The 22,477-nt window shown below is 68.5% G+C and carries 23 protein-coding genes; 16 read left to right on the forward strand and 7 right to left on the reverse strand.

What is annotated here, in order from left to right; all coding sequences use genetic code 11:
- Window positions 1-7 precede the first annotated feature (7 nt).
- Window positions 8-835: a type I methionyl aminopeptidase gene (gene map / locus GO308_RS12520; RefSeq protein WP_240885650.1), complete on the reverse strand. Its 828-nt coding sequence runs from the start codon at window positions 833-835 to the stop codon at window positions 8-10.
- Window positions 836-900: 65 nt separating this feature from the next.
- On the opposite strand from map, the gene GO308_RS12525 reads away from it, so the two are divergent.
- Together GO308_RS12525 and GO308_RS12530 are read left to right on the forward strand one after the other, a co-directional pair.
- Window positions 901-1,656 carry a molybdopterin-binding protein gene (locus GO308_RS12525; RefSeq protein ID WP_066684790.1) on the forward strand — a complete coding sequence of 252 codons (756 nt, stop codon included), beginning with the start codon at window positions 901-903 and terminating at the stop codon, window positions 1,654-1,656.
- A gap of 269 nt (window positions 1,657-1,925) precedes the next feature.
- Window positions 1,926-2,594: a L,D-transpeptidase family protein gene (locus GO308_RS12530; protein ID WP_240885651.1), complete on the forward strand. Its 669-nt coding sequence runs from the start codon at window positions 1,926-1,928 to the stop codon at window positions 2,592-2,594.
- A 96-nt stretch (window positions 2,595-2,690) separates the two neighbouring features.
- Here GO308_RS12530 and GO308_RS12535 read toward each other — a convergent pair whose 3' ends face one another.
- From GO308_RS12535 to coxB, 4 genes are all read right to left on the reverse strand, one after another.
- Window positions 2,691-3,527, reverse strand: coding sequence for a TIGR00266 family protein (locus GO308_RS12535; protein WP_066480859.1), 837 nt, complete (start codon window positions 3,525-3,527; stop codon window positions 2,691-2,693).
- Between the two features lie 92 nt (window positions 3,528-3,619).
- Window positions 3,620-4,645 carry a hypothetical protein gene (locus tag GO308_RS12540; protein WP_240885652.1) on the reverse strand — a complete coding sequence of 342 codons (1,026 nt, stop codon included), beginning with the start codon at window positions 4,643-4,645 and terminating at the stop codon, window positions 3,620-3,622.
- A gap of 189 nt (window positions 4,646-4,834) precedes the next feature.
- Window positions 4,835-6,478 carry a cytochrome c oxidase subunit I gene (ctaD, locus tag GO308_RS12545; protein ID WP_066480820.1) on the reverse strand — a complete coding sequence of 548 codons (1,644 nt, stop codon included), beginning with the start codon at window positions 6,476-6,478 and terminating at the stop codon, window positions 4,835-4,837.
- A gap of 2 nt (window positions 6,479-6,480) precedes the next feature.
- Entirely contained in the window at window positions 6,481-7,620 is a 1,140-nt protein-coding gene (gene coxB, locus GO308_RS12550; RefSeq protein WP_240885653.1) for a cytochrome c oxidase subunit II, read from the reverse strand.
- 198 nt (window positions 7,621-7,818) lie between these two features.
- Between coxB and pyrE the strand changes: the two genes are divergently transcribed.
- The 9 genes from pyrE to GO308_RS12595 all read left to right on the forward strand — a co-directional run bounded on the left by pyrE (window position 7,819) and on the right by GO308_RS12595 (window position 15,644).
- Window positions 7,819-8,403, forward strand: coding sequence for an orotate phosphoribosyltransferase (pyrE, locus tag GO308_RS12555; protein WP_066545585.1), 585 nt, complete (start codon window positions 7,819-7,821; stop codon window positions 8,401-8,403).
- A complete protein-coding gene (locus GO308_RS12560; RefSeq protein ID WP_066480822.1) occupies window positions 8,400-9,131 on the forward strand; it encodes a pyridoxine 5'-phosphate synthase in 732 nt (243 codons plus the stop codon). Before pyrE ends, GO308_RS12560 begins: the two co-directional genes overlap by 4 nt.
- 106 nt (window positions 9,132-9,237) lie before the next feature.
- Entirely contained in the window at window positions 9,238-9,654 is a 417-nt protein-coding gene (gene acpS, locus GO308_RS12565; RefSeq protein ID WP_066480823.1) for a holo-ACP synthase, read from the forward strand.
- On the forward strand, window positions 9,655-10,536 hold the full coding sequence (gene lepB, locus GO308_RS12570; RefSeq protein ID WP_240885654.1) for a signal peptidase I: 882 nt from the start codon (window positions 9,655-9,657) through the stop codon (window positions 10,534-10,536).
- A 148-nt stretch (window positions 10,537-10,684) separates the two neighbouring features.
- Complete coding sequence (gene maiA / locus GO308_RS12575) at window positions 10,685-11,314, forward strand: maleylacetoacetate isomerase (RefSeq protein ID WP_066480825.1); 630 nt, start codon at window positions 10,685-10,687, stop codon at window positions 11,312-11,314.
- A 19-nt stretch (window positions 11,315-11,333) separates the two neighbouring features.
- Entirely contained in the window at window positions 11,334-12,257 is a 924-nt protein-coding gene (locus GO308_RS12580) for a hypothetical protein (RefSeq protein WP_240885655.1), read from the forward strand.
- Window positions 12,257-12,796 carry a DUF2141 domain-containing protein gene (locus GO308_RS12585; RefSeq protein WP_240885656.1) on the forward strand — a complete coding sequence of 180 codons (540 nt, stop codon included), beginning with the start codon at window positions 12,257-12,259 and terminating at the stop codon, window positions 12,794-12,796. The genes GO308_RS12580 and GO308_RS12585 overlap by 1 nt, the downstream gene beginning before the upstream one ends.
- An 11-nt stretch (window positions 12,797-12,807) precedes the next feature.
- Window positions 12,808-13,992, forward strand: a complete 1,185-nt coding sequence (locus GO308_RS12590) for a glycosyltransferase (RefSeq protein ID WP_066545580.1) — start codon at window positions 12,808-12,810, stop codon at window positions 13,990-13,992.
- Window positions 13,993-14,018: 26 nt separating this feature from the next.
- Window positions 14,019-15,644, forward strand: coding sequence for an alkaline phosphatase D family protein (locus GO308_RS12595; protein WP_240885658.1), 1,626 nt, complete (start codon window positions 14,019-14,021; stop codon window positions 15,642-15,644).
- A gap of 24 nt (window positions 15,645-15,668) precedes the next feature.
- Here GO308_RS12595 and GO308_RS12600 read toward each other — a convergent pair whose 3' ends face one another.
- Window positions 15,669-16,793, reverse strand: a complete 1,125-nt coding sequence (locus GO308_RS12600; RefSeq protein ID WP_240885659.1) for a citrate synthase — start codon at window positions 16,791-16,793, stop codon at window positions 15,669-15,671.
- A 76-nt stretch (window positions 16,794-16,869) separates the two neighbouring features.
- Between GO308_RS12600 and GO308_RS18640 the strand changes: the two genes are divergently transcribed.
- From GO308_RS18640 to fghA, 5 genes are all read left to right on the forward strand, one after another.
- Complete coding sequence (locus tag GO308_RS18640) at window positions 16,870-18,237, forward strand: CoA transferase (RefSeq protein ID WP_276616527.1); 1,368 nt, start codon at window positions 16,870-16,872, stop codon at window positions 18,235-18,237.
- Window positions 18,238-18,380: 143 nt separating this feature from the next.
- Window positions 18,381-19,493, forward strand: a complete 1,113-nt coding sequence (locus GO308_RS12610) for an S-(hydroxymethyl)glutathione dehydrogenase/class III alcohol dehydrogenase (protein ID WP_066480829.1) — start codon at window positions 18,381-18,383, stop codon at window positions 19,491-19,493.
- A gap of 55 nt (window positions 19,494-19,548) precedes the next feature.
- Complete coding sequence (locus tag GO308_RS12615; protein WP_066480831.1) at window positions 19,549-19,929, forward strand: VOC family protein; 381 nt, start codon at window positions 19,549-19,551, stop codon at window positions 19,927-19,929.
- Window positions 19,926-20,789: a formyltetrahydrofolate deformylase gene (gene purU / locus GO308_RS12620; RefSeq protein WP_066480832.1), complete on the forward strand. Its 864-nt coding sequence runs from the start codon at window positions 19,926-19,928 to the stop codon at window positions 20,787-20,789. Before GO308_RS12615 ends, purU begins: the two co-directional genes overlap by 4 nt.
- Window positions 20,786-21,628: an S-formylglutathione hydrolase gene (gene fghA / locus GO308_RS12625; protein WP_240885662.1), complete on the forward strand. Its 843-nt coding sequence runs from the start codon at window positions 20,786-20,788 to the stop codon at window positions 21,626-21,628. The genes purU and fghA overlap by 4 nt, the downstream gene beginning before the upstream one ends.
- Before the next feature lie 13 nt (window positions 21,629-21,641).
- On the opposite strand, the gene GO308_RS12630 is transcribed toward fghA, so the two are convergent.
- Window positions 21,642-22,463, reverse strand: coding sequence for a protein phosphatase 2C domain-containing protein (locus tag GO308_RS12630; protein WP_066545549.1), 822 nt, complete (start codon window positions 22,461-22,463; stop codon window positions 21,642-21,644).
- Window positions 22,464-22,477: the final 14 nt, after the last annotated feature.

Below are 22,477 nucleotides of genomic sequence, written 5' to 3' on the forward strand. Positions count from 1 at the left end.
CGGGCGGTCAGGCGTAGGGCGGGCGGTGCAGCCCCTTGGGGCTGAGCGTGAAGATCTCGCAGCCGTCCTCGGTAATCCCGATCGAATGTTCGAACTGCGCCGACAACGACCGGTCACGCGTCACCGCCGTCCAGCCATCGTCGAGCAGCTTCACATCGGGGCGGCCGATATTGATCATCGGTTCGATGGTGAAGAACATGCCGGGCCTGAGCTCGGGTCCGGTGCCGGGGCGGCCGACATGGACGACTTCGGGCGCGTCGTGGAACAGCCGGCCCAAGCCGTGCCCGCAGAAGTCGCGCACGACGCCGAAGCGGTGGCGTTCGGCATGGCGCTGGATGGCGTTGGCGACGTCGCCCATCCGGTTGCCCGGTCGCGCCTGTTCGATGCCGAGCATCAGGCACTCGTGCGTCACCTCGACCAGCCGGCGCGCCTTCAGCGGCACGTCGCCGACCAGGTACATGCGGCTGGTATCACCGTGCCAGCCGTCGAGTAGCGGCGTCACGTCGATATTGACGATGTCGCCGTCCTTGAGGACTCGGTCGCCCGGGATGCCGTGGCAGACGACATGGTTGATCGAGATGCAGCAGCTGTGCGTATAGCCGCGATAGCCGAGCGTCGCCGGCACCGCGCCGCCGGCGATCATCATGCCGCGGATCATGTCGTCCAGTTCGGCGGTGGTCACGCCCGGGACGACATGGGGGACGAGTGCATCCAGGATTTCGGCCGCCAGCCGCCCGGCACGCCGCATCCCTTCGAACCCGTCGGGTCCGTGCAGCTTGATTGCCCCGTCGCGCGCCATCGGCGTGGCCGCGTCCGCCATCACATATTCGGTCATCGCGCGAATATAGCGGCACAGGCCCGGCTTTGCCAGCGACGGGGCTTGCGCTATGCCGCGCGGCCATGAGCACACGCATCTGGACTGCCGCGCTGGTCGTGATCGGCGACGAGATCCTGTCGGGCCGGACCCAGGACCGCAACGTGGCCCAGATCGCGACCTGGCTGAATGCCCAGGGCATCCGGCTGGCCGAAGTGCGCGTGGTCGGCGACCGCCAGGATGCGATCGTTGAGGCGGTCAACGCGCTGCGCGCGCGCAACGATTACCTGTTCACCACCGGCGGCATCGGGCCGACCCATGACGACATCACCGTCGACGCGATCGCCGCCGCCTTGGGGGTCGAGGTGGTGATCCACCCCCAGGCGCACGCGGCGCTGGCGGCCTATTATGCGACGCGCGGCGGCCTGAGCGAGGCGCGGCTGCGCATGGCGCGCACCCCGGCGGGGGCGGAGCTGATCGTCAACCGCATGTCGGGCGCGCCGGGCATCCGCATCGGCAACATCCTGATCCTGGCGGGCGTGCCGCACATCGCGGCGGGAATGCTCGACGCGCTGACCGGCACGCTGGAGGGCGGGCTGCCGCTGATCAGCCGCACGATCGGCTGCTGGGTCGCCGAAAGCGAAGTCGCCGACCTGCTCCGTCGGGCAGAGGCCAGCCATGACGGCGTCGCGATCGGCAGCTACCCCTTCTTCCGCGAAGGCCGCGTCGGCGCCAACTTCGTCGTCCGCGCAACGGATGCCGCGGTGGTCGATCAGTGCGTCGCCGATCTGACGGCGGCGCTGGAAGCGGCCGGCTTCCCGGTGGTGGCGGAGGGGATTTGAGGCCAGTCGTCAGCGAGTCTTGCGTGCGAGTTTGCGCGCAAGGACGTATCCCCGAACCGCTCATCCTGCGTAGCCGCTGAGCCCTTCGACGTCGCCTGCGGCGTCGCTCAGGACAGGCTTCGCCAAGCTTAGTCCCTACTCAGGATGAGCGGGTCGATACACGCTCTTCTGCTGTTGGCGTGGTAAACGTCCCAGCCCGGCACAGTGCGATTCCACCCCCTCGCGCACCGTGCGGCAATCGACGATAAGCAGCGCAACAGGAGCTGATGATGACCCGCTTTGGGACCTATGCGATGGGCGCCGGCATGATGCTGGCGATCGGGACGAGTGCGACGCTGCTGGCGATGAACAGCGGCATAGACACATTGCGCGAGGCTGCACCGGTGGCTGCGCCCGCGCTTCAATCCATGCCCGAACCCACGCCTTCACCGATCGCTGCGACGACGCCGGTCGAGATGACGGCACCCGCCGCCAACCCCGATTTCGTCGTCAAGCGCATTCTCGACGTGCCGTCGCCCTTCACCCATGGCGATCATGTCTGGGACGACGCCGGCGTCCCCGATGGCCCGATTGTCATCACCGTCGACCTGCAGGCGCAGGTGCTGTCGGTGTTCAGGGGCGGGCATGAGATCGGCGCGGCGGTGATCCTCTATGGCGCGGATGAAAAGCCGACGCCGACCGGCATCTATCCGATTACCGAGAAGGACGCCGATCACGTCTCCAACCTCTATGACGCGCCGATGCCCTATATGCTGCGGCTGACCAATGACGGCATCTCGATCCACGGCAGCGATGTCGAGGAAGGCGCGGCGACGCATGGCTGCATCGGCGTCCCGACCGCGTTCGCGCGCAAGCTGTTCGGCACGGTCAAGCTGGGCGACCGGGTGATCGTCACCAATGGCGAGACGATGACGCTGGGCGACAGCATCATCGCGTAAGCCGAGTCGCACTTGTCCGTCACCCCAGCCCTGTGCCGGGGGCCACCGGGCATCTTGCAATGACGCTCGGTTGACGGGAGAGGTGGCGTCCGTCCGTCAGCGATTGCCGCCGATCAGGTCGCCGAGCTCGCCCAGCATCGATCCTTCGCCCCGATTCTGTCCCCCCCGCGATCCGGCGGCGGCGAGCATCCGTCCGGCGAGGCGCGAGAAGGGCAGCGACTGGATCCATACCCGCCCCGGCCCGCGCAACCGCGCGAAGAACAGCCCCTCGCCACCGAACAGGACGCTCCTGACCCCGCCCGCCGTCACCAGATCGAAGTCGATGCCGGGCGTATAGGCGGCCAGACAGCCGGTATCGACGTGAAGCTCCTGGCCCGGCCCCAGCTCGCGCTCGACCACGGTGCCGCCCATCTGGACGAAGACCCAGCCGTCGCCCTCCAGCTTCTGCATGATGAAGCCCTCGCCGCCGAACAGCCCGGTCATCACCCGGCGCTGGAACTCGACACCGATCGACACGCCCTTGGCTGCGGCGAGGAAGCTGTCCTTCTGGCAGATCAGCCGCCCGCCCAGCTGCGCAAGGTTGAGCGGCAGGATGGCACCCGGGGTGGGGGAGGCAAAGGCAACGCGCGCCTTGCCGCTGCCATTGTGCGTGAACACCGTGGTGAACAGGCTTTCGCCGGTGATCAGTCGCTTGCCCGCGCCGAGCAGCTTGTCCATGAAACCGCCGTCGGCACCGCCACTGCCGTCGCCGAATACCGTCGTCATGCCGATCGCCGCGTCCTTCCAGACGAGCGCGCCGGCTTCCGCCACCGCGCTTTCGCCGGGGTCGAGCTCGATCTCGACGAATTGAAGCTCCTGGCCCTTGATCTCGAAATCGATGTCGTCGGCGACGCCTGCGCGACGGTGATGCTGCCATGGACTGTTGGCGACCATCTGATCATGCTCCCTGGACATGAAGGGCGCGGTCATCGTGACCGGCCGTCGGCTGATAGCATATCGACCCGGCAGATGCAGCGGGTGGCGGCTTAGCGTGTGGCAAATATGCCGCCAGCGATCGTGAAGGCGGGCTGTGCGCCGTCTGCCGCGACGGTCGCGCCGAACGCTGCCGCCACCTCGATCGCCTGGGGCCCGAAGAACCGGCCGCTGACCGTTCCGGTCACGCCGCGGTCGCTGCTGGTCAAAGGCGCGGTGAAATTGCCCGTCGCGGCGTCGATCGACGCAATGGCGGCAAAGCTGCCCAGCGGGATGTCGGCCCCCCCGGCCATGGGCGTGCCCACCAACCGGAGCGTAAGCGTGATGCGGCGGCCCGCGGGGTCGGGGGTGATTGCGACGATGCTGTTGCCGAGGCCATATGCGCGGGCCGGCCCGCCACCCGAATCGGCCAGATAGGCAGTCGCCAGGACGCGGCCATCGCCATAGGGCGTCGATGGTGCCGTGGCGAGGTCGCTGGAAAGGGTCGAGATGCCGACGATGCAGTGCGTCTGGCGGGACACCCGCTCGACCGGGATCGCCACCGATGCCAGCCGGCTATAGGCGAACGCCCGGCCCCCGGCGTCCGGCACGACAATGGTGAAGCGCACCGGCTCACCCGCTACCTCGGTCATATAGGCCGCTTCGGCACCGGTGGCGAAGGGGTCGACCGTGCGGCCGTCGAACGAGAGCTGAAAGCCGTCGCCGTTGATCGCCCAGACCTGGGGCGTGACCACGAAACGGAAGGTCGCGCCCTGACCGAAGCTAGTGGTCGGCAGCACCGATGGCGGCTGCCGGTCGAACGCCACCGCGCTGCACGCGCTGGGCAGCGTCACGCCCGACCCGAGCCGGTACGCATAGATGTCGGCAAAGCGGATATAGGTCGAGCTTGGGCTGGCCGCGGGTGTCGGGGTCGGCGTGGGTGCGGGCGTCGGGGTGGGCGCCGGTGTCGGAGTGGGTGAGGGTGTCGGGCCGGGCGTCGGGGTTGCGGCGATCGGTGTCGATCCGCCCGGATCGCCCCCGCCCGAGCAGGCGTTCAGCCACAGCAGCGTCATTACCGCGCCGGTCATCGTCCATCGCATCGGAACCCCCTGTCGAAGCCCCTGCCTTCCCCCCCCCGGCATGGTCACGGTCCGCCGCCGCGACGCCCTTCGGCAATCACCCGTGAACCCTGCGCCTTAGACATCGGGAATGTTGCGCGCATGTGAAACGACCCGGGTGACGGCGATCACCCGGGTCGTTCATGTTTTCGAGGCGTTAGTGCCTGTCGATCAGTCGATCTTGGGCAGCGTTTCGAACTGGTGGAAGGGCGGCGGGCTGGGCAGCGTCCATTCCAGCGTGGTCGCGCCTTCACCCCACGGATTGCCCTCCGCCTTCTTGCCCGCCAGCAGCGACTGGAGGACGTTCCAGAAGAAGAACACCATGCCGACCGCCATGATCGCGTAGCCGATGCTCGCGATCTCGTTCCAATAGCTATAGGCGTCGGGATAGTCGGGATAGCGGCGCGGCATGCCCTGGGTGCCCAGGAAGTGCATCGGGAAGAACAGCACGTTCACGCCGACGAAGAACACCCAGAAATGCAGCTGGCCCAGCAGCTCGCTGTACATCCGGCCCGACATTTTTGGGAACCAGTAGTAGAAGCCGGCGAACAGCGCGAACACCGCGCCGAGCGACAGCACATAGTGGAAGTGCGCCACGACGTAATAGGTGTCATGCATATAGTCATCGACGCCGCCATTGGCGAGCACGACGCCGGTGACGCCGCCGACGGTGAACATGAAGATGAAGCCGATCGCCCACATCATCGGCGTCTTGAAGCTCAGCGAGCCGCCCCACATCGTCGCGATCCAGCTGAAGATCTTGATGCCGGTCGGCACCGCGATGATCATGGTCGCGGCGGTGAAGTACATCTTCGTGTTCACGCTCAGCCCGGTCGTGAACATGTGGTGCGCCCACACGACGAAGCCGACGACGCCGATCGCGACCATGGCATAGGCCATGCCGAGATAGCCGAACACCGGCTTGCGGCTGAACGTCGCGACGATGTGGCTGACGATGCCGAAGCCCGGCAGGATCATGATGTACACTTCGGGGTGGCCGAAGAACCAGAACAGGTGCTGGTACAGCACCGGGTCGCCGCCGCCGGCCGGATCGAAGAAGGTCGTGCCGAAGTTGCGGTCGGTCAGCAGCATGGTGATCGCGGCCGCCAGCACGGGCAGCGCGAGCAGCAGCAGGAAGGCGGTGACCAGCACCGACCACACGAACAGCGGCATCTTGTGCAGCGTCATGCCCGGCGCGCGCATGTTGAAGATGGTCGTGATGAAGTTGATCGCGCCCAGGATCGAGCTCGCGCCCGCCAGGTGGAGCGACAGGATCGCCATGTCGACCGATGCGTCGGGCTGACCATAGGTCGACAGCGTCGGATAGACCGTCCAGCCGGTGCCCGCGCCGCCGAAGAAGGGCGAGGCGAGCAGCAGCGCGAAGGACGGGATGAGCAGCCAGAACGACACGTTGTTCATGCGCGGGAACGCCATGTCGGGCGCGCCGATCATGATCGGCACGAACCAGTTGCCGAAACCGCCGATCATTGCCGGCATCACCATGAAGAACACCATGATCAGCCCGTGCGCGGTGATCAGCACGTTCCAGAAATGGAGCGCGGCGTCGCCCTGCTGCCCCGACCAGGCTTCCAGGAACTGGATGCCGGGCTGGGCGAGCTCGGCGCGCATCATTCCCGAAATCGCGCCGCCGATGATGCCGGCGACGATCGCGAAGATCAGGTAGAGCGTGCCGATGTCCTTGTGGTTGGTCGACATGAACCAACGCGCGAAGAAGCCAGGCTTGTGGTCCGCATCATGGTGCGCGTGGTCATCATGCGCGTGGAATGCGGAGGGGTTGAGTGCGGTGTCGGTCATGATCAGTTTTCCGTGTTCTCGATCGCCGCCGCTTCGGGAGCGATCGCATTGTCGGCCGGCGCGTCTTCGGTGGCGGCGGGCGTCGCCGCGGGGGCCGGTGTCGTGGCGGCGGCTGACGCGGCCTCGCCCGGCATCTTGCCGCCCTTGGCGCGGACCCAGGCGGCGAACTGCGCGGCCGGCACCGCTTCGACTGCGATCGGCATATAGGCGTGACGCGCGCCGCAAAGTTCCGAACACTGGCCGAAATACAGGCCCGGCTTTTCGATGGTGAAGCTGGTTTCGTTGAGCCGGCCCGGAATGGCGTCCAGCTTGATCCAGAACGCCGGCATCGCCCAGCTGTGGATCACGTCGTTGGCGGTGGTGATCAGGCGAATGGGCGTGCCGACCGGCAGGACGATGCGATTGTCGACCGCCAGCAGGCGGGGCCCGTCGGCGTCGGTGCGGAACCGCTGGCCGGCCGCGACCTCGCCCTGTTCCTTCAGCAGGTTGGACGTGACCGAAAAGCCGCCATGGTCGGGATATTCATAGGTCCAGTACCACTGATTGCCGATCGCCTTAAGCGTGACCGCATTGGCGGGGGCGGGCTTGAACTGGTTGGCGAGCAGCCGGATCGACGGCACTGCGATCACCACCAGGATGATCACCGGAACCAGCGTCCAGATGATCTCGATCATTGTGTTGTGCGACGTCTTGGACGGCGTCGGGTTGGCGGCGCGGCGATAGCGCACCATCACATAGAGCAGGAGCCCGAGCACCAGGATCGAGATGCCGGTGATGATCGGCATCAGCACCCAGTTGTGAAAGCCGAAGGCCTCGCGCCCGTTCGGCGTGACCTGGGTCTGCAGGCCGACCAGCCCGTCGGTCGGCTGGCCCTGGCCCGGAGTCGCGCGCAGGATCGGCGATCCGTCGGGATTGAGCGTGGGATCGGCAGGTTTGGCCGGCGTGGCCGCTGCCGCTGCAGTATCGGCCGGGGCCTGCGGCTGAGCGCCGGCGGTGACGACGGGGGTCGCCTGGGCAGGGGCGACGGGCGCCGCTTCCGCCGCGGCGGGCGGGGCTTCGGCCTGTTGCGCCGCAGCGCCGGTCGCGCCGGACAGGGCCAGCGCGGCGGCGATCAGGATCGGCTTCAATCCGGGTAGGTGCATGGGTTTGCTTCGTCCGTTTTCATCATGGCGCGGGTTGCGCAAGCGTGCCCGTAATTGCGCACGGGTCCTGTTTCACGTCGCGGCCTATATCGAGGGTTTACCGGCGTCTCAAGCATATGCAGCACGGTTTTTGGTCCAGCTTGCCCGGCCCGGGGGGCTGGCGTAGACGTGAGCGCCGATGATCCCCGGAAATCCTGCATGACCGAAGACGAAGTTCTGGCCGAATTCCGCGCCGCCGACGCCTTGCTCGAGGGGCATTTCATTCTTTCCTCCGGTCTGCGCAGCAGCAGGTATCTGCAGTGCGCGCGCGTGCTGATGAACCCGATGCGCGGCGCGCGGCTGGCCGACTCGCTCGCCGCGCGGCTGCCCGATGCGGTGCGCGGCGCGATCCAGGCGGTGGTGTCGCCCGCGATGGGCGGGGTGATCGCGGGCCATGAAATGGGTCGGGCGCTCGGCGTCGACGCGATGTTCCTCGAACGGCCGACCGGCACGTTCGAACTGCGGCGCGGCTTCGCGCTCGCTCCCGGCACGCGCGTGCTGATGATGGAGGACGTCGTCACCACCGGGCTGTCCTCGCGCGAGGCGATCGCGGCGATCCGAACGGCGGGGGGCGAGGTGGTCGCAGCCGCCGCGCTGGTCGATCGATCGAACGGGACGGCGGACCTGGGCGTCCCGTTCTACCCGCTCATCCGGCTCGACGTGCCGACCTATGCCCCCGACGCACTCCCGCCCGAACTGGCGGCGATCCCCGCCGTCAAGCCCGGCAGCCGGGCGGTGGCATGAGCCCCCATCACCTGCGCCTGGGCGTCAATATCGACCATGTCGCCACCGTGCGGAATGCGCGCGGGTCGGGCTATCCCGATCCGGTGCGCGCGGCGTTGCTCGCGGCGGATGCGGGCGCGGACGGCATCACCGCGCATCTGCGCGAGGATCGCCGCCACATCACCGACGACGACATCGCGCGGCTGTCGGACGGGTTGCCGGTGCCGCTCAACCTGGAAATGGCGATGACGACGGAGATGCTCGACATCGCGCTGCGCCACCGCCCCCATGCCGCCTGCATCGTCCCGGAAAAGCGCGAGGAGCGCACGACCGAAGGGGGACTGGACGCCGCCGGGCTCCACAACCAGCTTGCGCCCTTCTGCTCTGCGCTGGGGGATGCGGGCGTGCGCGTCAGCCTGTTCATCGAACCCGATCCGCGCCAGATCGACGCGGCGCTGCGCCTGCGCGTGCCCGTCGTCGAACTGCACACCGGCCGCTATGCGGAGCTGGCGGGTGACGCGCAGGCCGACGAACTGCGCCGGATCGCCGACGCCGCCGCGCTGGCTGCCAAGAACGGGATCGAGGTCCATGCCGGCCACGGCCTGACCTTCGACAATGTCGTGCCGATCGCCGCGATCCCCCAGTTGCGCGAGCTGAACATCGGCCATTTCTTGATCGGCGAGGCGATTTTCGACGGGCTGGCCCCGGTGGTGAAGCGGATGCGCGACCTGATGGACAGCGCGCGGTGACGGCCACCCCTCGTCGCCCCGGCGCAGGCCGGGGCCGCTGGCCAGTGGGGCGGATCGTTCGGCTTGAGGCCCCGGCCTGCGCCGCGGCGGCGCTCGGGGGCGCGGCATGATCATCGGTATCGGTTCCGATCTGTGCAACATCGACCGCATCCAGAGTTCGATCGACCGTTTCGGCGACCGTTTCCTCCATCGCTGCTTCACCGATGTCGAGCGGGCGAAGGCGGCGCGGCGCCCGTTCACGATGGCGGGCACGCTGGCCAAGCGGTTCGCTGCCAAGGAGGCGTTCTCCAAGGCGGTGGGCACCGGGTTCCGGCGCGGCGTGTTCCTGCGCGACATCGGCGTGGTCAATGCACGGTCCGGCGCACCGACGCTGGCGCTGACCGGTGGCGCGCACGCGGCGCTTGACGCGATCACGCCGCCGGGTCACGTCGCGCGCATCCATTTGTCGCTGACCGACGATCACCCCTGGGCGCAGGCGTTCGTGGTGATCGAAGCGGTGCCGGTGACGCCAGAGGATAGGTGAATGACCTCGACTGACGCCACCGCGACGATTCCCCTGCCGCGTGAGGATGCCGATACGCCGCCCGCGGCCCAGCGTCGCGGCGTGGACTGGAGCGCGGAGGCGCGCGGGCTGTTGTGGCTGGTGCTGGCCGTGCTCGGTTTTCACAGCTTCATCGCCAAGCCCTTCTATATCCCGTCCGAATCGATGGTGCCGGCGTTGCTGAAGGGCGACCGGCTGGTCGTCACCAAATACCCCTACGGCTTCTCGTTCGTGACCCCGACCTTTCACCTGCTGCCCTTTGTCGGCGGGCGGCTGTTCGGCCGCCTGCCCGCACGCGGCGACGTCGTCATCGTCACGCCGCCGGGGTCGCGGATCGATTACATCAAGCGCGTGATCGGCCTGCCCGGCGACCGGCTGGAGGTGCGCAACGGCGCCCTCATCCTGAACGGCGTGCCGGTCGAGCGCCGCATCGCCGCCCCCCGCGTGCTGCCGGTCGATCGCAATGCGCAGTGCGACGCCGCGCAATATCCCGGCGCGCGCTTCACCGGAACCGACGGGCGCGCCTATTGCCGGCTCCCGATCGTGCGCGAAACGCTGCCCAACGGCGTCAGCTACGACACCGTCGACATCGGTCTCAGCCTGGGCGACAATTATGGACCGATCACGGTGCCGCGCGATCATGTCTTCCTGATGGGCGACAATCGCGACAATTCCGCAGACAGCCGCTTTTCGATCGAGGATCGCGGTCTGGGCGGGCCGGTGCCGTGGGAGAATATCGGGGGCCGGGCGGAGTTCATCACCTTCTCGCTCAACGGCGAAATGACCATCGATCCGCGCAGCTGGCCGGGCGCGTTCCGGGCCGGCCGGGCCGGCAATTCGCTCCATCCCGACGCGGCGCGCTGAGCGTTTCCGCCGGCGCGTGCGGACGGGCCGGCCGATGAGCGGACGTCATGGTGCTGTCATTGCCGTGTCATAGGCATCGTCGCGAACCCACCGTCGCGGCCGGCCATTCGTGCGGGGCCGATCCGTCCGCGCGGCCCAAGGAACACCGATGCCGTCGATTCGACTGATGGACTATGCCCGCTCCTCCGCCGCCTATCGCGTGCGGATCGCGCTCAATCTGAAGGGCGTGCCGTGGGAACGCCATCCGGTGTCGCTGGTCGATGGCGATCAGCGCAGCGCCGCGTTTCTCGCCGCCAATCCCCAGGGCCTGGTTCCCGCGCTCGACATCGGCGACGGCACCATCCTGACACAGTCGCTGGCGATCATCGACTGGCTGGAGGCGACCTATCCCGAACCGCGGCTGATCCCGGCCGATCCGCTGGCCCGCGCCCGGGCGCTGTCGCTCGCGCTTGCCATCGCGTGCGACATCCATCCGCTCAACAACCTTCGCGTGCTCAAACGCCTGGAAACCCAGTTCGACGCCGACCGTGACGCCCGCATGGCCTGGTACGCGCACTGGATCGTCACCGGGCTGGCCGCGATCGAGGAAATGGCGGGCGACGGGCCGTATCTGGGCGGCGAGGCCCCCGACATCGCCGATGTCTTCCTGGTGCCCCAGATCGCCAATGCCCGGCGCTTTTCGGTGCCGCTCGATGCGTTTCCCCGCCTGGTGGCGATCGACGCCGCCGCGACGGCATTGCCCGCATTCGCCGCGGCGCATCCCGATCATTTCGTCTGATCGGAGCCGCGATCACCCCGTGACTACGCCTGCCGCCACGCCCGAGTCCGAGGAGTTCGCCGCAATGGGCGGGCTGGAGCCGATCGAGCGCATCAAGCGGCGCTGGCCGGTGCTGCTGGGCGCGGCGCTGTCCGTGCTGATGGTCGTCGGACTGGCCCGCGAGCTCCTCGAGGCCGGGTTGGCGGGCCTGTCGCGGACGGTTCCCGACAGCCCGCTCTTCTACCTCGCCTTCGCCGTCGCCTACCTTGCGTCGCCGGTCGGCGACTTCGTGATCTTCCGTCGGCTCTGGCAGCTGCCCGTCGCCGGGCTGGGCGCGCTGCTGCGCAAGCGGATCGCGAACGACGTGGTCATCGGCTATTCGGGCGACGTCTATTTCTACGTCTGGGCGCGCCAGCGCATGAAGATGGTCACGTCGCCATTCGGCGCGGTCAAAGACGTGACGATCCTGTCGGGGATCGCGGCCAATTCGCTGACGCTGCTGATGATCGCGCTGGTGCTGCCGATCGCGTCCGACCTGCTCAGCCGGTCCGACCTGCGCATGGTCGCGCTGTCGGCGGCGATCATCTTTGCCCTGTCCGCGCCGTTCGTGATCTTTTCCAAACGCGTCTTCTCGCTCGGCCGTCGTCAGCTTTGGCAGGTGTTCGGCATCCATGCGGTGCGCTTCGTCCTCGATTCCGCCGCGCTGGCGCTGGCGTGGCATTTCGCCATGCCCGACGTGTCGCTGGGCATGTGGTCGTTCCTGGTCGCGGGGCGGCTGCTGGTGTTCCGCATGCCGCTCATCCCCAACAAGGAACTGGTGTTCGCGACCTTCGCCATCCTGTTCATCGGCCAGAGCGAGGCGCTGGGCGATCTCGTTGCCTTCACCTCCGCGCTCAACCTGCTCTGCCATCTCGTCCTCATCGCACTGTTCGGCCTGTTCTCGCTCATCAAGACGAGGTTCTGATGCCAACGATCCTGAAAGTGTCGCGGGGCTTCGCGCTCGCGGCTGCCGCCGCCGCCGGCGCCCCCGCAACGGCGCAGGCAATCCTGGGGGAGGACGCCGCGGTTTGCGCGGCGGATTCGGGGCCGGCCATCCGCGTCAACGTCACCGGGCTCAAGGACCGCGTCGGTCGCCTCAAGCTCGAGCTCTATCCCGCGAACGAGCAGGATTTCCTGAAGGACGATCGCGACCTGCGCGCCGAAGGCAAGTTCTTCCGCCGCATCTGGGCGCCGATGCCGCCCAGCGGCCCCGTCGCCATCTGTATCAAGGCGCCGGCACCGGGCCGCTACGCGCTGTTGTTCACCCACGACCGCGACGGCAGGAACAAGTTCGATTTCTGGAAGGACGGCGCGGGGTTCCCGAGCAACGTCAAGCTGGGGCGCGCCCGGCCGAAGCTTCATCAAGCTGTCATCAACGTCGGCGATGGCGTCACGACCACCAACATCCGCGCCCAGTATCTGCGCGGCCTGTCCGGCTTCGGTCCGATCCGCGGCGGGAAGTGAAGGAGACGCCCGTGCGCGTCGTCGACGTCAACGAATATTATTCCCCCACCGGCGGCGGGGTGCGCACCTATCTCGATCGCAAGATGGAGATCATGGCCGAGCTGGGGCACGAGCTGATCGTGATCGCCCCGGGGCGCGCGGACGCTGTGGAGGAGCGGCCGGGCGGGGGCTGCATCCATTGGGTGAAGGCCCCGCGTCTGATCCTCGACACCAATTACGGCATCTTCGTCGATGGCGACCCGATCCGCCGGCTGCTCGACCGGCTGGATGCGGACGTGGTCGAAACCAGCTCGCCGTGGCGGCCGGGCTGGATCGTCGGCAACTGGCAGGGGGGCGCGCTCAAGGTCTTCTTCGCGCACAACGACAATGTCGCCGCCTATCCGATGCGCTGGTTCGAACGCTTTGCCGCGCCCGACCGCATCGAGCGCGCGTTCGGCTGGTACACGCGATACATGGCGCGTTTCCTGGCCAAGTTCGATGTCTTCGTGACCAATGGCCCCTCGCTGGCCAAGCGTCATGCACGGCGCGGGCTGACCGTTCACGCCGCGATGCCGCTGGGCATCCAGCGCGGGATCTTCTCGCCCGAACACCGCGACGAGGGCCTGCGCCGGGCGCTGCTGGCCCAGTGCGACCTGCCGCCCGACGCGCACCTGCTGCTCGGGATTGGCCGGCATCATCCCGAAAAGCGATGGCCGATGATCTTCGACGCCGTCGAGCGCGCGGGCGCGCAGATGCCGGTCGGCCTGATCCAGATCGGCGCGGGCGTCGACAGCCGCGTCGTGCAGCGCCGTGTCGCGGGCAGCCCGCACATCAAGCTGTTCCGCCCGGTCTATGACCGTCAGCGGCTGGCGCGGATCATGGCGAGTTGCGATGCGCTCATCCACGGTTCCGACGCCGAGCCGTTCGGGCTGGTCGGGCTGGAGGCGATCGCGTCGGGATTGCCGCTGATCGCGCCCGACGAGGGCGGCTTTGCCGAACTGGCGGATCCACTGTTCGCCGAGACCTATCGCGCCCGCGACGCGCGTTCGGCAGCCGCGGCGATCCGCCGCCTGTTCACGCGCGAACCGCGCATCCTGCGCGCCGCCGCGCGCCATGCCGCAGGCCAGGTGCGCACCGACCGCGATCATGCGATCGCGCTGATCGATTATTATCAGTCGCTGCTCGACGCGCGCCGCCGCCCGCGTCTGGCGGCGTGACGACGGGTACCAGGGGGAGACGCCACATGACCATCCGTATCGACCGCCGATCGTTCGTCGCCACCGGCGCACTGGGGCTCGGCGCGTTTGCCATCCCCGGTTTCGCCTGGGCGCAAAGCGTCGGCGCGGGTCGGGGTTTCACGCACAACGTCGCCAGCGGCGAGCCCGCCGCGACGTCGGTGCTGCTGTGGACGCGCTATGTCCCCGCGGACGGCGCGGCCGCGAAGCTGCGCGTCGAACTTTCCGAAAGCGCCGATTTCGCGCGCGTCGCGGGCGGTGGCGAAATGATCACCGGGCCGTGGCGCGATCACACGGTCAAGCTCACCGTCGACGGGTTGAAGCCCGACACGCGCTATCATTACCGCTTCATCGCGCCCGACGGCACCCTGTCGCCCGTGGGGCGCACGCGCACGCTGCCCGATGCGCTGGTCGACCGGTTCAACATCGCGGTCTTTTCCTGCTCGAACATCGGCTTCGGCTATTTCAACGCCTATGCCCATGCCGCCCGGCGCGGCGACATCGACCTGACGGTGCATCTGGGCGATTATATCTATGAATATGCGGCCGGAAACTATCCGTCGGCCGAGCAGGCAATCGCCGCCCGGGTGCCGCAGCCGCAGGGCGAAATCCTCGCGCTCGCCGATTACCGGTTGCGCTATGCCAGCTACCGGGCCGATCCCGATCTTCAGGCGCTGCACGCCGCCGCGCCGATGATCCTGTCATGGGACGATCACGAATCGGCCAATGACAGCTGGGAAGGCGGCGCGCAGAACCACGACAAGAACGAGGGCGACTGGTCGACACGCAAGATGGCTGCGATCCAGGCCTATCGCGAATGGATGCCGGTGTCGGACGAGCCGTGGAAGGCCTATCCGATCGGCGCGCTCGCGATGCTTTACCGCACCGACACGCGGCTGAGCGCACGCAGCGCGCCGCCGAGCCTCGCGCCGCTGTTCTTGTCCGCCGATCCGGCGCGTGCGCTCGTCGAATTTCGCGACGGCGCGTGGCGTGATCCCGCCGCGACGATGCTGGGGACGACGCAGGAAGCCTGGCTGGCGGATGCCATGCGCGCGTCGGTGCGCGCCGGGACGCGCTGGCAGGTCGTCGGCTTCGGCACGATCATGGGCGAGACGCGCGCACCGGCCAACGCGCTCGACTTCCTCGCACCCGATGCCGCCGATCGCGCCAAGGCGTTCGTGCGCGCCGGGGTGCTGGCGGGCAAGGTCGGGCTGCCGTCCAATCTCGACAATTGGGGCGGTTACCCGGCGGCGCGGGCGCGCTTCCTCAAATCGGTGCAGGCGATGGGCGCCGACACGATCGTCATCGCCGGCGACAGCCACAACGCCTGGGCCTATGACCTGGCGCAGGACGGGCGGCCGGCAGCGGTCGAGTTCGCCGGCCAGGGCGTGACCTCGCCCGGCTATGAGAGCGCGCTCGCCGCCGATCCCAAGGCGGTCGCCGCCGCGATGATCGCCGCCAACCCCGAACTCAAATGGTGCGATACGTCGCGCCGGGGCTACATGACGCTCTCGCTCACCCCGGATCGGGCGGTCAACGAATGGGTGTTCGCCGATACCATCCGCGAACGCTCGACGCGCACCGGGCCGGGCCATCGTGCTACCGTGAAGCGTGGAGCGCACAGAATGGCGTGACGCGCCGCGGGGCCTGTCGCGCGGTCAATCGGGCAACGCGCCATCGAAGCGGCCGCGCGGCCGGATCAGCGTGCCATCGCGACTCTGTTCGATCACATGCGCGCACCAGCCGACGGCGCGGCCCAGCAGAAAGATCTTGAACGGCGCATCGGCGGGCAGGCGCAGCACGCGGGTGATCGCCGCGAGCGCATAGTCGCAATTGGGCAATGCCCCGGTCTGCTCGCACACGTTGGCGGCCAACTCCGCCAGGTCTTCGGGCGGCGTGAGCCCCGCCAGCATCAGTGCCGCGCGCGGATCGCCCTGGGGATAGAGCGGGTGGCCGAAGCCGGGGAGCATCGCGTCGCGTTCGCGCCAGTGCCGGACGGCATGTTCTGCGCCCGATCGGCGCGCCTCCTCCACCAGCGCGGCCAGCGCCGCACCTGCGCCGCCATGGCGCGGGCCGGAAAGCGTGCACAGCGCGGCGAGCAGGCAGGCGGGCAGCGACGCGCCCGTCGACGCGGCGACCCGGGCGGCAAAGGTCGATGCGTTGAGATCATGGTCCGCCATCGCGACCAGCGCGCGGCGCAACCGGTCGGCGGTCCCGTCGTCGCCATTCCAGCCGCGCGCCAGCCGGTGGTGAAGCGGGCCGGGGACATCCGCCGCACCGCAGATCGACGCCAGCCCGCCGATGATCTGCGCGGCTTCGCGGGCAAGGTGGTCGCCGCTGCGGCCGATGGTCGACGCGCCGGTCGATATCCGCGCCGCCAGGAACGAGAACGCATCGGCGTGAGGCCCGGCGGCGGCAGAGAAAGCCGGTTGCCAGTCGACGGCCCAGAGTTGCCGGGCGACCTCCTCCAGCATTGCGGTCGACGCCAGCGTCAGCGCATCGACGTCGCGGTAGTAGAGCTTGCCGCGATGGATCGTGGAGAGCCGGGTCGGGATCGACGGTTCGCCCCATGCCATCGAACTCGACGCGATCGCGGCGGGCTTGCGGCCGCGCGCCTTGCGCACCCCCGCCTCGGCGACATCGTCGACGCTGTACAGGCTGCGGCGGGCGTCCGCCGGGTCTGGCCGCATGCGGATGCGGCCCCGGCTGGCATAGGCATAAAGCGTCTGCGCCTTGATCCTCAGGCGCTTCAACGCGGTGTCGCGGTCGATCCATTCGGTCATCTTGATTATATGTATCAAGATTGATCGGCGCGGCAATCAGGCGCTAGCCCACATGCTCCGGATGAGGGAGCATGGGATGTCCGACACGATTTCGCACGCGTTGCTCGGCGCGATCCTGGATGCGCTGGCCCTGCCGCGCACGGCGTCGGGCCGGGTTGCCTTTTCGGATGAAGATCGGCTGCCGTCGTGTTTCGCGGTATCGGAGCTGGCGGCGGCATCGATCGCGGCGGCGTGCCTGTCGGTGTCCGAGCTGGTCGGCGTACATGATGTCGCGCCGCCGGTAGCCGTTTCGCACCGGCTCGCGTCGCTGTGGTTCGGCTGGTCGATCCGGCCACTGGGCTGGGAAATGCCGACGCCGTGGGACGCGATCGCCGGCGACTATCAAGTGCGCGACGGGTGGATCAAGCTTCATACCAACGCGCCGCACCATCGGGCCGCGGCGCTCGGGGTGCTCGGCTGTGCGCCCGATCGCGCGGCCGTGGCCGAATGCGTGGCGCAATGGCACGGCGACGCGCTGGAGTCCGCAATCATCGCCGCCGGCGGTTGCGCGGCGCGGCTACGGACCATCGAGCAATGGTCGGACCATCCCCAGGGCATCGCGGCGGCGCACGAGCCGCTGATCCTGTGGGATACACCGGCGGCGCCTGGCGATGGCGCCTGGCGGCCGACGCCCGGCCGTCCGCTTGCCGGGCTGCGGGTGCTCGACCTTACCCGGGTGCTGGCCGGCCCGGTCGCCACCCGCTTCCTTGCCGGGTTCGGTGCCGATGTCCTGCGGATCGACCCACCGGATTGGGACGAACCCGCGGTCGCGCCGGAAGTGACGCTGGGCAAACGCTGCGCACGGCTCGACCTCAGGACCGCTGCGGGTCGGGCATCCCTCGCGGCGTTGCTCGGCCGCGCCGACATCCTGGTCCATGGCTATCGCAGCGATGCGCTCGACCGGCTGGGGTTTGGCGCGGCCGAGCGTCAGGCCATCCGTCCGGGTCTGATCGACATCTCGCTCGACGCCTATGGGCACAGCGGCCCGTGGTCCCGGCGGCGGGGCTTTGACAGCCTGGTCCAGTTCTCCTGCGGCATCGCCGCGTCCGGCCAGGTCTGGCGCGGGGCCGACCGGCCCGTCTCGCTGCCCGTTCAGGCGCTCGACCATGCCACCGGATATCTGCTGGCGGCCGCGGCGGTGCGCGCGCTCATCGCGCGGACCACCGGTGCGGGCGCGACGGCCGCGCGCCTTTCGCTCGCACGCACTGCAAAGCTGCTCGTCGATCACCCGGGGGAGCCAACGACCGGCGACATGCCGCCGCCCGACGATGCGGACTATGCGCCCGACATCGAACCGACCGCCTGGGGGCCGGCGCAGCGGCTGCGGCCACCGGCCGTGATCGCAGGCCATCCGATGCGCTGGGACCGGCCGGCAGTGAGGCTCGGCTCCGATAGCGCCGAATGAAGGCGTCGATGGTCGCGGTGCGACCGGTCCCGCCGGGCCGGACAGGATCGGTCGCAAAGCGCAACGTTTCGACACCAGGCACTTGCGCGCGCGCCGCGCCCGGCTAGGGGAGAAGGAGCGAGACCCGCCGAGGAAATTTCCGCATGAAAACGCGCGCCGCCGTCGCCTTTGCGCCCAAGCAACCGCTCGAGATCGTCGAGCTCGACCTCGACGGTCCGCGCGCCGGCGAGGTGCTGGTCGAAATCATGGCGACGGGCATCTGCCACACCGACGCCTATACGCTTGATGGGCTGGACAGCGAGGGGCTGTTTCCCTCCGTGCTCGGCCATGAAGGCGCGGGCGTGGTGCGTGAGGTCGGCGCCGGCGTGACCAGCGTGGTGCCGGGCGACCACGTCATCCCGCTCTACACGCCCGAATGCCGCCAGTGTAAGTCGTGCCTGTCCGGCAAGACCAATTTGTGCACCGCGATCCGCGCGACGCAAGGCAAGGGGCTGATGCCCGACGGCACCACGCGCTTTTCGTACAAAGGCGAGCCGATCTTTCATTACATGGGCTGTTCGACCTTCGCGAACTTCACGGTGCTGCCCGAAATCGCGGTCGCGAAGATCCGCCCCGACGCGCCGTTTCAGACCAGCTGCTACATCGGTTGCGGCGTGACGACGGGCGTCGGCGCGGTGGTCAACACCGCCAAGGTGCAGGTCGGCGAGACGGTGGTCGTGTTCGGGCTGGGCGGCATCGGCCTCAATGTCATCCAGGGCGCACGGCTGGCGGGCGCGGGCATGATCATCGGCATCGACATCAACCCCGACCGCGAGGAGTGGGGCCGGCGCTTCGGCATGACCCATTTCCTCAACACGCGCGGCATGAGCCGCGACGACGTCGTCGCAAAGGTGGTCGAACTGACCGGCGGCGGGGCCGATTACAGCTTCGACTGCACCGGCAATACCGACGTCATGCGCACCGCGCTGGAATGCTGTCATCGCGGCTGGGGCACCAGCATCATCATCGGCGTGGCGGAGGCCGGCAAGGAAATCGCGACGCGCCCCTTCCAGCTCGTGACCGGGCGCAACTGGCGCGGCACCGCGTTCGGCGGCGCAAAGGGGCGCACCGACGTGCCGAAGATCGTCGACTGGTACATGAACGGCAAGATCGAGATCGACCCGATGATCACGCACGTGCTGAGCCTGGACGACATCAACAAGGGCTTCGACCTGATGCATGCGGGCGAATCGATCCGCAGCGTCGTCGTCTATTGAACCGTCTATCGAGACCCTGACCCCTTCAACCGATCAACCACCAAGGAGCCGTTCAATGTTCAGTCACATCATGCTGGGCGCCAATGACATGGATGCGTCCAAGGCCTTTTACGATGCGACGCTGGGTGCGCTGGGCGCGAAGCCTGGCATGACCGACGCGAGCGGCCGTGTGATCTATCTTCACAATGGCGGCCTGTTCCTGCTGACCAAGCCGCTGAACGGCGAACCCGCCTGTCACGCCAATGGCGGCACCGTCGGTTTCGCCGCCGCCTCCCCCGAACAGGCGGATGCGTGGCATGCGGCGGGCGTCGCGGCGGGTGGCACGCCGTGCGAGGATCCGCCGGGCGTGCGTGAAGCCGCGTTCGGCAAGCTCTACCTCGCCTATCTGCGCGATCCGGCAGGCAACAAGATCTGCGCGATGCACCGTCTGGGATGACGCCGGCCCCACGCTGGATCCTGACGCTCGCCTGCACCGACCGCGTCGGCATCGTCGCCGCGGTCGCCGGCTTCCTGGCCGAGCGTGACGGGTTCATCGTCGACAGCCAGCAATATGCCGATCTGGACACGGGGCGCTTCTTCATGCGCGTGGTTTTCACTGGCGGCGGTGATCGCTTCATCGGCGACACCGCCGCACTTCGCGATGCGTTCGCGCCCGTGGCGGATCGGCTGGCGCTCGACTGGGCGCTGGCCGATGCCGACGATCGCCCGCGCGCGGTGATCGCGGTGTCGCGCGGGTCGCATTGCCTGAACGACCTGCTCCACCGTCGCCAGACCCGGTCGCTCGCGGTCGACATCGCCGCCATCGTGTCCAACCATGACAGCCTGCGCGACCTGGTCGAATGGCATGGCGTCCCCTTTCACTATCTGCCGGTGGGCGAGGATCGCGATGCTCAGGAGCGCGCGATCGAGGGCGTGATGACGGATGCGGGCGCGCCGTGGCTGATCCTGGCGCGCTACATGCAGGTGCTGTCAGCCGACTTTGCTCAGCGGCTGGCGGGGCAGTGCATCAACATCCATCATAGTTTCCTGCCCGGCTTCAAGGGCGCGAAGCCCTATCACCGGGCGCATGCGCGCGGCGTCAAGCTGATCGGCGCGACCGCGCATTTCGTCACCGCCGACCTGGACGAAGGGCCGATCATCGAACAGGCGGTCGAGCGCGTCGATCATCGCGCGACCGTCGACGACCTGGTCCGTATCGGCCGCGATATCGAGGCGCAGGTGCTGGCGCGCGCGGTCAACGCGGTCGGCGAACGGCGCGTGTTCCTGAACGGCGGCAAGACGGTGGTGTTTCGATGAGCATCGAGCGGGTTTCGGCCAACCGCGCGCATGGCGGGGTGCAGGAGGTGCATCGCCATGCGTCGACCGCGACCGGCACCGACATGGTGTTCTCCATCTATATCCCGCCGCACGCCGCGGGGGCGCAGCTGCCGGTGTTGTGGTATCTCTCCGGCCTGACCTGCACCCACGCCAATGTCACTGACAAGGGCGAGTATCGCCGGGCGTGCGCCGAACACAGCATCATCCTGATCGCGCCCGACACCAGCCCGCGCGGCGACGGCGTGCCCGACGATCCCGCCTATGATTTCGGCCAGGGCGCGGGCTTCTACGTCGATGCGACCCAGGCCCCCTGGGCGACGCATTTCCGGATGCGAAGCTATGTCGAGGACGAGCTGCCCGCGCTGGTCGCCGCCGCGTTTCCGATGGCCGACATGACGCGCCAGGGCATTACCGGGCACAGCATGGGCGGGCACGGCGCGCTCACGGTCGCGCTGCGCGATCCCGCCCGGTTCCGCAGCGTGTCCGCCTTTGCCCCGATCAGTTCGCCGCTGGCCTGCCCGTGGGGGGAAAAGGCGCTGGGCGGCTATCTCGGCCCAGACCGGGCGGCGTGGCGTGCCTATGACGCCTGCGCGCTGATCGATGACGGCGCGGTCGTGCCCGAAATCCTGGTCGATCAGGGCGCGGCGGACGATTTCCTGAGTGAACAGCTGAAGCCCGAACTGCTCGAACAGGCATGCGCACGGGCCGGCATCGACCTTACGCTGCGGCTCCAGCCGGGCTATGATCACAGCTATTATTTCATCTCGACCTTCATGGCGGATCACGTCGCCTGGCATGCCGCGCGGTTGAAGACCTGATCGCCGGACGCGTTCAGTCGGCGACGCGCAGCCAGATCGCGGTTGCGTCGTCCGAGCGTTTGAAGCGCGGATAACGCGTGCACGCGGCATCCTCCGCCTCGATCGTGCGCAGGCGTGCGGCAATGGCGAGCAGGCCGCCCTGGTCGAGCAGCGTCATCATCGCCGCCGCGTCGAGCGCGGCATAGGCGTCGGTCAGCACGCTGACGCCATCGGTCATCAGCAGCAGGTCGTCGCCCGCCACCGCCGTGACCGATCCGGTGCGCACCGCGTGCGCCGCCGCCTCCACCCCGAGCACGTGATTTTCCGACCGGTCGCGCGCGGCGCGCAGGCTGTCCAGCACCGGCCCGGCGCGCGGCTTATCGCCCAGGCCGTGTTCGGCCAGACTTGCGGCATGCGCGGTTTCGCGGTCGCGGCGATCGATCGGCTCGCCGATCCGCACCACCTCGCCCCCCGACCGCAGCAGCCCCACGCAATCGCCCAGCCAGCCGTAATCGACGGTGTCCTCGCCCGCCCGCGCAATCAGGAAGGAAGCGCGCGGCAACTCCCAGCGACCGAGCGGAATGCGCGTGCGCTGCGCTTCATAACGCTGCGCGATCCGGGCGAATGCCGCCGCGCAAACCTGGGCGACCGGTGCGTCACCCGCGGCGGCGAAGGCGGCGTCCGCCTCGATCGCCAGCCAGGCCGCGCCGCCACGCGGGCCGAGCAGCCCCGGCGGGCCGAGATCGGTCGCGCCGTCGATCACCCAGGCGAGGCGGTCGCCGCTGCCCATGCGGTCGTCGTTGGGCGTGGCGGCATCGCCGGCAAGGGAGAGGGACTGAATGAGATCGAAACGCATCCCGCCCGCCTAAC

The sequence above is a fragment of the Sphingomonas sp. SFZ2018-12 genome, assembly GCF_022496715.1.
Lineage (GTDB): Bacteria > Pseudomonadota > Alphaproteobacteria > Sphingomonadales > Sphingomonadaceae > Sphingomonas.

Coding starts and splice junctions, on each gene's coding strand:
- map (WP_240885650.1), bottom strand. CDS start 835: ATGACCGAATATGTGATGGCGGACGCGGCCACGCCGATGGCGCGCGAC.
- GO308_RS12525 (WP_066684790.1), top strand. CDS start 901: ATGAGCACACGCATCTGGACTGCCGCGCTGGTCGTGATCGGCGACGAG.
- GO308_RS12530 (WP_240885651.1), top strand. CDS start 1,926: ATGACCCGCTTTGGGACCTATGCGATGGGCGCCGGCATGATGCTGGCG.
- GO308_RS12535 (WP_066480859.1), bottom strand. CDS start 3,527: ATGGTCGCCAACAGTCCATGGCAGCATCACCGTCGCGCAGGCGTCGCC.
- GO308_RS12540 (WP_240885652.1), bottom strand. CDS start 4,645: ATGCGATGGACGATGACCGGCGCGGTAATGACGCTGCTGTGGCTGAAC.
- ctaD (WP_066480820.1), bottom strand. CDS start 6,478: ATGACCGACACCGCACTCAACCCCTCCGCATTCCACGCGCATGATGAC.
- coxB (WP_240885653.1), bottom strand. CDS start 7,620: ATGCACCTACCCGGATTGAAGCCGATCCTGATCGCCGCCGCGCTGGCC.
- pyrE (WP_066545585.1), top strand. CDS start 7,819: ATGACCGAAGACGAAGTTCTGGCCGAATTCCGCGCCGCCGACGCCTTG.
- GO308_RS12560 (WP_066480822.1), top strand. CDS start 8,400: ATGAGCCCCCATCACCTGCGCCTGGGCGTCAATATCGACCATGTCGCC.
- acpS (WP_066480823.1), top strand. CDS start 9,238: ATGATCATCGGTATCGGTTCCGATCTGTGCAACATCGACCGCATCCAG.
- lepB (WP_240885654.1), top strand. CDS start 9,655: ATGACCTCGACTGACGCCACCGCGACGATTCCCCTGCCGCGTGAGGAT.
- maiA (WP_066480825.1), top strand. CDS start 10,685: ATGCCGTCGATTCGACTGATGGACTATGCCCGCTCCTCCGCCGCCTAT.
- GO308_RS12585 (WP_240885656.1), top strand. CDS start 12,257: ATGCCAACGATCCTGAAAGTGTCGCGGGGCTTCGCGCTCGCGGCTGCC.
- GO308_RS12595 (WP_240885658.1), top strand. CDS start 14,019: ATGACCATCCGTATCGACCGCCGATCGTTCGTCGCCACCGGCGCACTG.
- GO308_RS12600 (WP_240885659.1), bottom strand. CDS start 16,793: ATGACCGAATGGATCGACCGCGACACCGCGTTGAAGCGCCTGAGGATC.
- GO308_RS18640 (WP_276616527.1), top strand. CDS start 16,870: ATGTCCGACACGATTTCGCACGCGTTGCTCGGCGCGATCCTGGATGCG.
- GO308_RS12610 (WP_066480829.1), top strand. CDS start 18,381: ATGAAAACGCGCGCCGCCGTCGCCTTTGCGCCCAAGCAACCGCTCGAG.
- GO308_RS12615 (WP_066480831.1), top strand. CDS start 19,549: ATGTTCAGTCACATCATGCTGGGCGCCAATGACATGGATGCGTCCAAG.
- purU (WP_066480832.1), top strand. CDS start 19,926: ATGACGCCGGCCCCACGCTGGATCCTGACGCTCGCCTGCACCGACCGC.
- fghA (WP_240885662.1), top strand. CDS start 20,786: ATGAGCATCGAGCGGGTTTCGGCCAACCGCGCGCATGGCGGGGTGCAG.
- GO308_RS12630 (WP_066545549.1), bottom strand. CDS start 22,463: ATGCGTTTCGATCTCATTCAGTCCCTCTCCCTTGCCGGCGATGCCGCC.